General features: G+C 36.8%; 12 protein-coding genes. 4 read left to right on the forward strand and 8 right to left on the reverse strand.

The window, feature by feature from the left end:
* Nucleotides 1-201: 201 nt before the first annotated feature.
* The 5 genes from BMSHG_RS03370 to BMSHG_RS03390 all read right to left on the reverse strand — a co-directional run bounded on the left by BMSHG_RS03370 (nt 202) and on the right by BMSHG_RS03390 (nt 5,457).
* A complete protein-coding gene (locus tag BMSHG_RS03370) occupies nt 202-864 on the reverse strand; it encodes a hypothetical protein (protein ID WP_019153026.1) in 663 nt (220 codons plus the stop codon).
* Nucleotides 865-1,600: 736 nt separating this feature from the next.
* Nucleotides 1,601-2,317: a LutC/YkgG family protein gene (locus BMSHG_RS03375; protein ID WP_019153027.1), complete on the reverse strand. Its 717-nt coding sequence runs from the start codon at nt 2,315-2,317 to the stop codon at nt 1,601-1,603.
* A complete protein-coding gene (locus tag BMSHG_RS03380) occupies nt 2,317-3,744 on the reverse strand; it encodes a LutB/LldF family L-lactate oxidation iron-sulfur protein (protein ID WP_019153028.1) in 1,428 nt (475 codons plus the stop codon). Before BMSHG_RS03380 ends, BMSHG_RS03375 begins: the two co-directional genes overlap by 1 nt.
* Before the next feature lie 48 nt (nt 3,745-3,792).
* Entirely contained in the window at nt 3,793-4,509 is a 717-nt protein-coding gene (locus BMSHG_RS03385; protein ID WP_019153029.1) for a (Fe-S)-binding protein, read from the reverse strand.
* A gap of 222 nt (nt 4,510-4,731) precedes the next feature.
* A complete protein-coding gene (locus BMSHG_RS03390; protein WP_019153030.1) occupies nt 4,732-5,457 on the reverse strand; it encodes a FadR/GntR family transcriptional regulator in 726 nt (241 codons plus the stop codon).
* Between the two features lie 371 nt (nt 5,458-5,828).
* Between BMSHG_RS03390 and BMSHG_RS03395 the strand changes: the two genes are divergently transcribed.
* The gene (locus tag BMSHG_RS03395) at nt 5,829-7,415 is read left to right on the forward strand and encodes an L-lactate permease (protein ID WP_019153031.1); all 1,587 of its coding nucleotides are present in this window, start codon (nt 5,829-5,831) and stop codon (nt 7,413-7,415) included.
* Between the two features lie 413 nt (nt 7,416-7,828).
* Nucleotides 7,829-9,586 carry a B12-binding domain-containing radical SAM protein gene (locus BMSHG_RS03400; RefSeq protein ID WP_019153032.1) on the forward strand — a complete coding sequence of 586 codons (1,758 nt, stop codon included), beginning with the start codon at nt 7,829-7,831 and terminating at the stop codon, nt 9,584-9,586.
* A 38-nt stretch (nt 9,587-9,624) separates the two neighbouring features.
* On the opposite strand, the gene BMSHG_RS28640 is transcribed toward BMSHG_RS03400, so the two are convergent.
* Nucleotides 9,625-9,765, reverse strand: coding sequence for a hypothetical protein (locus BMSHG_RS28640; protein WP_019153033.1), 141 nt, complete (start codon nt 9,763-9,765; stop codon nt 9,625-9,627).
* Nucleotides 9,765-9,926: a hypothetical protein gene (locus tag BMSHG_RS28645; protein ID WP_019153034.1), complete on the reverse strand. Its 162-nt coding sequence runs from the start codon at nt 9,924-9,926 to the stop codon at nt 9,765-9,767. The genes BMSHG_RS28640 and BMSHG_RS28645 overlap by 1 nt, the downstream gene beginning before the upstream one ends.
* 133 nt (nt 9,927-10,059) lie before the next feature.
* Between BMSHG_RS28645 and BMSHG_RS28980 the strand changes: the two genes are divergently transcribed.
* Nucleotides 10,060-10,398, forward strand: coding sequence for a DUF3905 domain-containing protein (locus BMSHG_RS28980; protein WP_019153035.1), 339 nt, complete (start codon nt 10,060-10,062; stop codon nt 10,396-10,398).
* Nucleotides 10,399-10,410: 12 nt separating this feature from the next.
* On the opposite strand, the gene BMSHG_RS03420 is transcribed toward BMSHG_RS28980, so the two are convergent.
* Nucleotides 10,411-11,766, reverse strand: coding sequence for a TrkH family potassium uptake protein (locus tag BMSHG_RS03420; RefSeq protein ID WP_019153036.1), 1,356 nt, complete (start codon nt 11,764-11,766; stop codon nt 10,411-10,413).
* Nucleotides 11,767-11,959: 193 nt separating this feature from the next.
* On the opposite strand from BMSHG_RS03420, the gene BMSHG_RS03425 reads away from it, so the two are divergent.
* On the forward strand, nt 11,960-13,060 hold the full coding sequence (locus tag BMSHG_RS03425) for a CdaR family transcriptional regulator (protein ID WP_019153037.1): 1,101 nt from the start codon (nt 11,960-11,962) through the stop codon (nt 13,058-13,060).
* Nucleotides 13,061-13,148: the final 88 nt, after the last annotated feature.

Here is a 13,148-nt window from a genome sequence, read left to right on the forward strand (position 1 = left end):
ATAAAAACACCAATATTCCGACGGCCTTTAATCTGTTACTAATAGTCTAGACAAAAAAATGGAAATATTATTCATTCGTGTGCTGTACACCATACCAATTTTCATACCTCGCGGTGACCATTAGGTCATGTTTGATTTTTCCTGTTATAGGCTTTGCTCGGGCTCATTGTCGGGGGATAACGGAAGCTTTTCTGATATTTATTAGAACCGATGCTTAATTAGATCGCTTAATCGATATGAACCAATTCTCTTGACCCCAGATGCCGGAATCAACATATTTTTATCGACTAATTGTGAAAGTATTTTTCTAACTGTCTTGTCACTTTGACTCAAATACTTTTCGACTTCTCTAGGGGATATTGCTTCTCCTTTTCGAATCGCAAACCGAAGTACTTCTTTTTCAACAAAGGATAAAGATGTCTGGTCGATTTCATCCCCTAACCATTGACCAATCACTTGCTGAACAATCCGTTGACATCGACGTGGTTCATCCTTCACTTGATCATAAGAAAAGCGGATTACGGTCCATCCATCAATCACCAATTGATTTTGACGATCCAGATTGTCTGAAAATTGCCATCTGCTTATGTTTTTTAGGTGAGGTCCGTACCCGTCAACCTCAAAACAAATCCTTATACCAGGACGAATATAAGCAAAATCCAAATACCTTTTGCCATCCTTGAAATCATCGACTTCATATTCTGGATGTAAATACTTGAAGTGATAAAATATTGGCCACCATATTTGCTTCAAAAACAGCATTTCTGCCTGTTTGTGGCCTTCTTGCAATCTCCGTAACCGTTCACCATTTCTTACCTGTAAGTGTGCATTTAAAAAGGATTGATATTCTTCTTCAAATCCCATAGGATTATCCCTCCTATCTTATGTTCATGCCACGTATTCTTCTACAAATAGATGCAACGAATCAATCATTTTAATACTTATTCATTTGAACTTCGGAAAGATTTTTAAAAATGAGTGTTAATGCGAGAGAAAAAAGAGGTTGAAATTCACTTAAGGAACACTATCAAGAAGAATATGAGGATAGAACTATTTTTATTTTATTAAAATTCTTTCATTTGTCAATCCATCTCCTATTATTATATCTATTCAAATTCCGATAAAAAACATTTCTTCTCAATTTAAAAGAGTAATACTTTGCTAAAAATCACATTTCGATTCATATTATTCCTCGTAATTTACATTGAATCGATTTTTGAAAATACTCGGCCTTACCTGTAATCGAGAAACAACAAAAAATATAATAAGCGGAGTTTTTCCTGTTATAGGCTTTGCTCGGGCTCATTGTCGGGGAATAGCGGAAGTTTTTCCTGTTATGCAGAGCAAAACCACCTATTTTCACGTTTTTGAAGTCAATAGGCGGAATTTTTCCTGCTATTTTAGCCTTTTTTAACGATATTTAGTAATTAACAGGAATTTTTCCTGTTATATTTCGCAACAGTCAACAATCAGAAGTCAGCAGCCCAACTCATACTCAAGACCTTAACTTTTCCCCCTACCAATGCAAGAAAAAAAAGAATAAGACGTATGCCACAATTCATACGTCTTGATCTTGTGTATAAAAAATTCAAACAGTCACTTATAGATCTTCAATCACGATATATGTTGCTTTAATCGGTCCATGAACTCCCACAACTAAAATCATTTCAATATCTGCGGAATTACTTGGTCCGGTGATGAAGTTTACACATGAAGCTACTTGCTCACCACTTTTCACCTTTTCACGGATAATTTTAGCAGCTTGTGTCATACGTGGTACAATACTGCTTTTCGGAACTAGAATGATTGATGTCGCTGGAAGGAAACTAACGGTTCTCCCCTTATCTTTGCTACTAAAAAGAACAGCAGTCCCAGATTCAGCTAGTGTAATATCACTTATTGTAATCCCAACATTGGCGTGATTGGCTTTTTCGATATTTTCTTTGCCCCTTGTGTAATCCCATTCATGAAGGGAAATTCCTTTTTCCGCCCATTCTTCCTTCATTAATGTAGATAGACCGAATTGCTCGAACCGTTCGTCTTTCCATGAAACGATCGGACCACCACCATAAGTTTCCACCACTTCATTCAAAGCAGTAGGCAAATGGCTTGTATCTGTCATAACAAAGTTTGTATGAATGTTTTTACATTGCTCCTTTAAAACCTCAACTAACTCATCTTGGGAAGCTCCCTTAAGAACTTCTTCTTGAGGATTATATTTCCATTCTGGACTTATAACTTCCGTCCTTCTTTCACGACCTAGACGATTTGCCAATTTATTCAAAAATGGATCACGGTTTTGAATCGTTCCAATCATTATTGTTCCCCTCCTTTAGGACGGTTCTTGAACCAATCACGGAATCTCTCTTTATTTGGTGTTGGGAAGTCACGTACCTCTGTCCAAGCTTTTAATGGACCTGGCCCCTTGGAAATTTTATCTCCATCTGAGAATGGATTCATCGCAGCTGGTGCCATTTTTGAACCAATCTTATACAAGGCTGGAGATGAAGCGCCAATCCCGAATGCTTTCATTAAAAGCTTCTCTGAAATTGGAGCTCTTCCTTCTTTTTCAACAATGATCTGTCGATGCTTATGAAGTAGATCATGTAGTGGAATCTTTACTGGACACGCCTCCGTACAAGCTCCACAAAGGGTTGAAGCATATGGTAATTCCTTATAATCATCATAGCCTCCTAATAATGGAGACAGAACTGCTCCGATTGGTCCTGAATAAATTGAGCCATACGAATGTCCACCAACATGGCGATAAACAGGACAAACATTGACACATGCCGCACAGCGAATACACTGAAGGATTGATTGGAATTCCCCACCTAGGATATCTGAGCGGCCATTGTCAACAATAACAAGATGAAACTCCTCAGGCCCGTCGACATCTCCTTCATCCTTTGGCCCTGTTAGAGTTGTTATATAGCTCGTAAGCTTTTGGCCTACTGCGCTTCTTGTTAGGAGGCTAACGAGAATTTCCATTTCTTCAAAAGTAGGAACTAATCTTTCCATTCCCATCACAGTGATCTGGGTTTTCGGTAATGCCGCTACTAAATCTGCATTCCCCTCATTCGTAACCAATGTGACAGAACCCGTTTCAGCAATGGCAAAGTTACAGCCTGTTATACCGACATCTGCTGATAAATATTCTTGACGTAGTTTTTCACGGGCATGTAAAGCTAATTCTTCTGGTTCATCAGAATGTTGGTATCCATGCTTTTCTTTAAATACGTCTCGTATTTGTTGTCTATTTTTATGGAGAGCAGGTACAACAATATGAGATGGTGGCTCATGGTCATCGACCTGTAGAATGTATTCGCCAAGATCCGTTTCGATAACTTCACAGCCTATCTTCTCAAGACTAGCATTCAAATTAATTTCTTCTGTTACCATCGATTTCGACTTCACTACTTTTTTAGCATTCTTTTTATTAATTACTTTTTCAATATACTCACTTGCCTCATCCGCTGTTTCAGCGAAAAAAACATGTCCTCCTCGTTTTGACACGCTCTCACTTAGTTCATATAAGTAGTAATCAATATTATCTAATACATGTTGGCGAATTTCTTCCCCATGAGAACGCCATTCTTCCCAGTTTCCTAATTCTTCTGCAGCACTTAGCCGTCGTGTTTGAAAACGCTCTTGGGCACTAGATACGGCACCACGCATAAAAGCATCTTGAATATTTTTATCGACTCTTTCTCCAAATTTTTCGTTACTGGTTTTCATTGCCATACGCAATTCCTCCTTTTGTCGATGCTATTCTTGTAGTTATGTCAAATTTCATCGACTATTAAGAACTTCAGCTATATGCATCACTCGAATTGGTTTACCTTTTCGATCAATTCTTCCACCAATATTAATTAAACAACCGGCATCTGCCCCAATTAAGATATCTGCCTCAGTTTCTTCAACACATTGAACCTTCTCGTCGACCATTTGTTCAGAAATATGAGACATTTTCACAGAGAACGTGCCTCCGAAACCACAGCATTTGTCTTTACCCGGAAGTTCTGTAAATTCTAGACCCTTTACATTTTTCAGCAATTCCATTGGCGCTTCCTTTACACCTAATAATCGGGTCATATGGCAAGATGTATGGTAAGTTGCTTTCCCTTCTAAGCTTGCCCCCACATCCTTTACTCCTAATACTTCTACAATAAATTGGGTTAATTCATACGTTTTATCTGCTAATGCCTGAGCTTTTGGCTCCCATACTGGGTCCCCCTTGAAAATATGTGGGTATTCCTTGAAAAAGTAAGCACATGAGCCAGACGGAGAGACAACATATTCTGCATGTTCAAATGTCTCGATCATCTTTTTCATGGCTGGTTTTGTATCTTCAACATAACCGCTATTATAGGCTGGTTGGCCACAACAAATTTGCGATTCAGGAAAATCGATCTCACAACCAAGTCTTTCTAGTAATTCAACTGTCGCCTTTCCTACATCACCTTGAAACATATCTACTAAACAAGTAGCAAAAAGGGTTACTTTCATTTTCCCCGCTCCTTACATACAATTTTGAAATTCACTTACAGTCAACTGGTCATCTGATGACTAAAAACTGGAAGACTTAATTTCTGTTATTTTTATACTACTACAAACATTTGTGATTATGAAAGAGTTTTCATAAAAAAATTCACAAAGGAAAAAATACCCAATAATAAGTCTTCATATTAAAAAAGGGACTTACCTCAATAGAGAATAAGCCCCTGCAAATTATTGAACTTCTTTTTCTTTAAAGTATTTCTTAAGGATATCCTCCACATTATCGAGATGTGAAAACATCGTCTTTCTCGCCTTTTCTTCGTCTTGTTCAAGGATGGCTTCGTATATCGCTACATGCTGCTCATACAACTTTTCAATAGTCGTTTGTTTTGAAAATAACCACAATCGCCGAGTTTCTTTTTGTGTCTCAAACAACAGCTCTGAAACTTGTGACATCAATCCAGATAATATCGGATTATGAGATGCTTCAGATAAGGCCAAATGAAATTTAAAGTCAGCCTTCTCTCCTAGCTCACTGTCCCCTTTTACATTTTTCATTTCTTCTAAAACTAATTTTAAAGCTTCTAAATCATGTTCGGTTCGTTTTCTCGCAGCAGCTGCAGAAATTCCCGTTTCGATCACTTTTCTAAATTCTAAAAGATTAGCAATATCTTCCTTATTCATAAGGATGGCTGTTGATAAAGGAAATATAATTTGCTTTGCTTCAAAGCTTTTTATAAATGTTCCTTCCCCCTGTCTCATTTCAACAAGTCCCATTGCTTTTAGAGCAGAAAGTGCCTCACGTATCGCCGAACGCCCAACTTGAAAGTTTTCAGCAAGTTGCTGAACAGAATCAAGTCTATCCCCTGGATTCAGCTGACCTGTGCGAATCATTTCATGAAGTGCTTCTGCTACCTCTTCATAGATTTTTTTTGCTTTTATTTGTTTATACTTCAAGTATTTCACCCCATCTAATCCCTTGAACCCATGACTTCATAAAACATAGATAGCTATTATATTATACTTAATCCTTGCTTAACTTAATAGTCCATTCCTATCTACTAACAAAAAATAAAAATAATTTAGAAAAAACGGTTGAAATATATCATTAGACCAAATATAATTTGAAACATCTAGTCATCAGATGACCGTATCATCTTGTTATACGAAAATTTGAAAGCGATTACTATTTTCGTAAAATGATGTCGATGATTTTTCAGATGAAGACTAGAAGGGGAATGTTTAAACTACTAAACTCACCATATCGCTCATAATGATAGCGTTCACATGGTGAAATTTGAAATGACTTAGAAATGGGGAGATTGGGGATGTTACTACTTGTTGCTTTAAGTGCGATTATTGCACCGTTTGTTTTTTTAGTTTTATTTAAAATGCCTGCAATTAAGGGAATGTCAATTAGTGCGATTATTGTTATTTTGTTAGCGCTTACCACTTGGGGTATGGATTCAAAAGTTATTCTTTCATCGGTTTTTCAAGGAACGCATAAAACGTTCACAATACTTTGGATTCTTTTTGGAGCACTAGTACTATTAAATACATTACGTAATACAGGAGCCATCACAAGAATAAATCAAGGATTTCAATTCATTTCAGCGGACATGCGTGTCCAAGCCATCATTGTCGCATTCTTATTTGGTGCTCTAATAGAAGGGGCTGCAGGATTTGGTACTCCGGCAATGGTGACTGGACCTCTTATGATCGCCTTAGGGTTTAGACCGATTGCTGCTGCAACAATTGCTTTAATTGCAGATAGCTCTTCTGTCATGTTTGGTGCTGTTGGGACTCCAGTTGCTGTAGGTTTAAGTAATATTCCAGGTGCAGATACAGCATTTTTTAATGAAGTGGGCCAAACGATTACTCTATTAGATCTTGGTGCCGGAACTTTCATTCCACTTATTCTCGTAAGTATCTTAACGAGCTTTTTCGGTGAAAGAAAGAGTATTAAGGATGCTCTCCCAATGATTCCATGGACACTATTAATTGGGATTGTTTATACTAGTTCAGCTTATTTATACTCCGTACTATTCGGTCAAGAATTTGTATCTATTTTAGCTGCTCTAACTGGCTTAGTCGTTGCATCATTAACCGCTAAAAAAGGCTTCCTGCTACCAAAAACAGAATGGAAAGGTGCCATGAAGGAAGGCTTCAAGGTTGATACATCAAAGTCAAGTATGGGACTTGTAACGGCATGGTCTCCTTATTTAATCGTAGTTCTTCTATTACTAGGAACTCGTATTCTGCCATGGTTAAAAGATTTTACAAACACAGCGATAGACCTCTCCTGGGTTGGGATATTAGGAATCGATTCTATCAATTCAGATTGGAAATTTCTTTATTCACCAGGAACGATTTTAACAATAGCAGCAATTTTAGCGTTTATCATTCAGCGTAAATCAACGAAAACCTTTACAAAAGCAGCGAAGGAGTCATTGTCTTCCATGAAGACGACGTCTATCTCTCTAATTGCAACTCTTGCAATGGTTCAGGTTTTCAGTAATTCCGGCTTGAATTCGAATGATCTTCTAAGCATGCCACAATACATTGCGACAAGCTTTGCCGATAATCTTGGATTTATTTGGATTTTCGTTGCACCTTTCCTCGGTGAGCTAGGAGCATTTATTACAGGGAGTGCAACGGTTTCAACTCTAACGTTCTCACCTATTCAGTACAATGTTGCAAATCAAATTGGTCTTGATACAAATATTGTGTTAGCGGTTCAATTAATTGGTGCAGCAGCTGGTAATATGATTTGTGTTCATAATGTTGTTGCCGCTAGTGCTGTTGTAGGTCTAGCTGGTAAAGAAGGGGAAATTATCCGGAAAACATTAATCCCTTGTATTATTTACGGATTATTAGCAGGACTAGCAGGATTTATTGCTTTATCTCTAATATAATAGAAGAAAGCTGTTCTAATTCGTTTTGTCGATTTTGCAATGGTCCAACTATCGACCATTCCGTTTATGGGTTACAACAATAATTTTGTAAACGCTGTTTTGTAATGATTGTGGGTTTTTCGTAAATGTCGGCCTCAAATGTGGTTTTAGAACACACATTAATTTCGCTTAATTGAGACTAATTTAACGAGTACTAATAGGGCTTTATTCTCCTATCTATGACTAAGTAGTAACAATGTTTGCGAATAGAGCCTTTGTAAAAGAAAGATCGTACCTGTCGAACTCCTTCGGCAGGTTTTTTAATTTTGGTAAAAGAACACATCACCCTTTTCTCATCATTTTTTGTCGCCGATGTCATCAATCATGTATACTAATAGAGTTAATTAACGTATTTCAAGGAGTTTGAAAAGACCATGAAGATTATCTGTACTACTTTAAACGCTAAATATATCCATACTAATATCGCCATTCGTTATCTCAAAGCATTTGCAAAACCTGAATTTGATATTGATATTGTCGAATTCACGATTAAAGATCCAACTATAAATATTGTGACCGACCTTATTCAAAGAAAACCGGATTTAATCGGCTTTAGCTGCTACATTTGGAATATTGAAGAAACCATTAAAGTAATCAAAATGATTAAAAAAATTGATTCTTCTATTCGTATTGTTTTCGGAGGACCGGAAGTCACTTATGATGTAGTTGACTGGATGGAACAAGTACCCGAGGTAGACTTTATCGTCATCGGTGAAGGAGAAGAAACATTCAAACAACTTCTGCAACAATTGCACAATAAAGAGATTAACTACACTGAAGTGAAGGGAATTGCTTATCGTGAAGACGGAAAAGTCCGCATTACGCCGCAAAGCAATAAAATCGATTTACGAGAACTCCCCTCACCGTTCAGATTTGAAGAGGATATACCACAACTAACCAAAAGGGTCACCTATATTGAGACAAGCCGAGGCTGTCCATTTAGCTGTCAGTTTTGCTTATCCTCGATCGAAGTCGGTGTCAGCTATTTTGACAGAGAAAAAATTAAAGATGACATCCGTTATTTAATGAGTAACGGTGCGAAGACGATTAAATTTGTTGATCGTACATTCAACATAAGCCGCAGCTACGCATTAGAAATGTTTCGTTTCTTAATTGATGAACATGTCCCAGGAACCGTTTTTCAATTTGAAATCACCGCAGATATCATGCGTCCAGAAGTGATAGAATTTCTCAATCAAGAGGCGCCAAAAGGATTATTCCGATTTGAAATTGGCGTTCAATCAACAAATGATTTTACCAATGAACTAGTAATGAGAAAACAAAACTTTGAGAAGCTAACCCGTACAGTCACAATGGTGAAAGAAGGTGGGAAAATCGATCAACACTTAGATTTGATCGCTGGCCTTCCGGAAGAGGATTATTTTTCATTTCGAAAAACCTTTAATGATGTCTTCGCTTTAAGGCCAGAAGAACTACAGCTAGGATTTTTGAAAATGCTCCGCGGTACTGGGCTAAGAATTCGGGCAGATGAACATCAATATATTTATATGGATCATTCTCCATATGAAATTTTGGGAAACAATGTGTTGTCCTTCCAAGATATCATTAAAATTAAGCAAGTGGAGGATGTTTTGGAGAAATACTGGAATGATCATCGGATGGACCATACCGTGGAATATCTTGTGAACCACTTCCCTACCCCATTTGATTTCTTTCAAGAATTTGGTGCCTATTGGGAAAGTCAAGGATGGGCGAAAATTGGACATCAACTAGAAGATTTATTTAAGAGACTTCAGCAATTCCTACAATTTATCGAGTTTAATGATCTCGAAACAGTTATTGGCTTAATGAAATTGGATTATTTATCAAAGGCTAAATACAAACCAAGAAAACCGTGGTGGGAACCAACATTGGATAAAAAAGAAAGAGCAGATATGTATCAGACCATTCTTCAAAAGCCTTCCATCGTTGGAGAAAATTTTGCCAACTTGCATTTAAACGAAAGAGAACTATATAAACATACCCTTGTAGAGAAGATACCTTTTGATTTAACGACATACTTAAATTTCGAAAAAATTGAAGCTAGCAACACCATCATGATCGTTTATTTTAATGCCGCTCAGGAAAAAGCGAATTTTTTCCACTTAAACAATGAAATAAAAGCTTTCTAACAAAAAATGAACACCCGGACGTTAACCGGGTGTTCATTTTATTGTTTCTTTTTCTTTCTGCCAACATCCTTTTTCTCCCTACTTGCAAAAGGAACCTCATAATTTTTAGCAGCGTTTAAATCGCCAAATTCATTTCCAAATTCCACTCTGCTAGCATCTTTTTTCTTCTTCTTACTCATTATTTTTTCCCCTTTCGTCCTTTTTTAGAATTTCGATTAAAGCCCTTCATATCATTTTCTCCATTAGCAAATTCTGCAGAGAATTCCGTTTCTTCTATATTTTTCTTTGGTGTTTTACTATGCTTTTCTACAGCATTAAACTCAGCTTTTCTTTTTGCCATCATGACTCCTCCTCATTGGAAAATCACTTATACAATCTTATTATTTTCATTATTGAAGTACATTACACTACCTAATATTTCATTCAATTTAGGAAAAATTAAAGATAACCAACTTAAAAAGGAGAGAAAGTACGTGAAGAAAAAGCTTAATAAGATTTCCATTGATGATACGATGCCCCATCAAATCAATTCACCAGACTTTAAAGATACAAATATGGAAATGGAACCACCCTTTGTGAATGATTACGGAGTAGTCATCGGAGACAGTCAATATTCTTCAGATCAATCACCCCTTGAACAGTGGAGTGATGAGATCGATCCGGCGATTATGTCCGGCGAGGAATGGATTCACCCAACGAATGATATCGGTTGGAATACTCGTGAAAACAGAGAGTTAATTGAAAACAAAAAAAAGCCTAATGCTTCCCCGTTTATGCATCCGACAAAGGATGTCAGCCACGGGAAAGATTAGGATTTACATAACTTATCCGATAATAACTCTTTCTTTTGGATAATGGTAATTGGTTTTTTCTTCTTTCCCACCAATCATAAAGAGAAAAGAAAGAAGTCCAATTCTACCGATAAACATCAAGATCATAATGACAACTTTTCCAAATGATGACAGGTCTGCAGTAATTCCCATCGACAGACCTGTCGTACCGAATGCAGAGCAAATTTCAAACAAGAGTTCTATTAAGGAATGCTCTTCCGAGATCGATAAAGCAACAAGGGATGTTGAACAAAGTGCGAATGCCAGCATCGTTACTGCTAGTGACTTTCGAATATCATCCTCATGCAGTTCTCTTCTGAAAATTTTAATATGTCGATTTCCTTTGGCAAAATGCCATAAGTAAAGAATATTTAACGCAAATGTCGTCGTTCTGATTCCTCCTCCAACCGAACTTGGAGACGCTCCTATAAACATCAAGCCACTCATTACGATTAAGGTCGCTTCAGAGAAAGTACTAACATCTATGGTCGATAGTCCGCCACTTCTAGTCGATGCGGATTGGAAAAAGGCATAGAAAAATGATTTGTGCCATGTTTCACCTACAAAGGCATAACGCCACTCCAATAAGAGAATGATGAATGTTCCAAAAATGAGTAGGATAAGAAACGTTAAAGACGTTAATTTAGCAAATAATGAAAAGCGAAATGCTCGCTGATGTTCCTTTCTTACTAAAAACTGCTTAACTTCTATCAGTACAGGAAAACCAATAGCTCCTAATGTAATCAAAATAATATTAATAAGTTGTACGAAATAATCTCCTGCATAAGGCTCTAACGATTGACCTGTTATGTCAAACCCACCATTTGTCGTCGAACTTATCGAAGCAAACAGACCATGGAAAAAGGCTTCCTGCCATGTTGAATAATAATTCAGGAAATAAACCCCTAAAATAATCGTTCCTATTAACTCAATCAAGAGGATAATTTTTAAAATATCTTTAATTAAGTTGACTAGTCCTGCTAAACTTGTCTGGTTTTGATCGACCATAATCAAACGTCGTTCTTTTAGTCCAATTTTACGTCCAAGCAAGAGCCAAAAGAATGTCCCTAACGTCATAACTCCTATTCCACCGAATTGAAGGATCGCCATTAAGACAACAATCCCAAATACACTATAGGTCTCTGACACATTAATTACCGTTAAACCCGTAACACTTACAGCACTTACCGCTGTAAAGACGGAATCAATGAAGGGTATTTCAATCCCATCTTTATGTACCGCAGGAATCCGTAATAATAATACGGAAATCGTGATTGCTAATGCGTAATAGCCAACAATCACTTGAGCTGGAGTTAGTTTTTTTAGATAGTACTTAATTTTTGTCCACATTTTTGTTCCTCTTTATTCAATTTAATCAATTAAAGAAGCTAATTGACCTAGTTCTTTATCTATTCCCCTATCATATAGAAATTTGTCCCATATTTAAAGCATTTACGAAAAATTTCCCGTTATTACATATTAAATTGATTTTTCTGCCTCCTGAAAGAAAATCGATTATACTTAAGAAAGGAGGAGTGCGAACATGTTATATAAGGAACTTGCAGAAAAGATTGTATCTGAAGTAAGAAGATTGTTAGATGAAGACATTATTGTTGTTGATATAAACGGAATGATTATTGCGAGTACGAATTCTATTCGGGTAGGTACATTTCATGAGGGGGCGTTATTGGCTTCTCAAAGAAAGGAAAAACTCATCATATCAGAAGAAGATCAAGCTGTCCTGAAAGGGGTTAAAGCAGGGATTAATCTACCGATTTTCTTTCAAGGAAATGTTGTGGGCGTTATAGGAATTACCGGAAAGCCTGAAGCCATCTCCCCATTTGGAGAAATCATTCGTAAAATGACCGAACTCCTTATTAGCGAAAGCTATTACACAGAACAGTTTGATTGGCAATCCCGTTCAGTGGAAGCCTTTCTTTTAGACTGGTTCTATTTAAAAGAGTGGAATGAACGTTTTATCGATCGGGCTCATTTATTAAATATTGACTTGAACATCAATCGCCAAGTGATGATTGCAGAGGTGACGCAAGATTCCGCTTTCTTACATCGAGATGTGTGGTTATCTATTTTATCTTGGCATGAAAAAGGAGAATCTGAAGTCATTTCTAGATGGGGCAATAATCGGATTATCTACCTCCTTTGCCCACAAAAACAAAAAACAAATTATAGTCGGAATAAAGCAAAACGGTTTCAACAATTTCTAACAGAGTGTTTGAAAACGGATGTGTCTCTTGGAGTAGGATTAACCATTTCACCGACTGAAATTACTCAATCGTATCATCAAGCGATTAGAGCACTTAACGCTTGTAAAACAAATCGTCATCTTATATTTGATGAAGATCTTGCCTTAGACATGATCCTTGATGAAATAAGTCAGCAAACGAAGGACGATTTTGTTCAAAGAACGATTGAACCACTTCTATCAGATGAAGAATTAGTTCTTACGTTAAAAACATTGATTGAGAATCATTTTTCACTAAAAAATACAGCACATACATTACATATTCATATTAATACCCTTCATTACCGCCTAAAAAAAATCACAGAACTTACAAATTTAAATCCTCGTAATACGGATGACCTGTTTGTTCTTTATTTAGCGATCCAGTTTTTAGATAACTGAACTGTTTTATCCTATATGGATAAATAACTAAAATAAATGGATATTCTCACTCTTTTTTTGTAGAAATATACATAGAAGATTCCCCCTC

This window comes from Robertmurraya massiliosenegalensis JC6 (assembly GCF_000311725.1).
Lineage (GTDB): Bacteria > Bacillota > Bacilli > Bacillales > Cytobacillaceae > Robertmurraya > Robertmurraya massiliosenegalensis.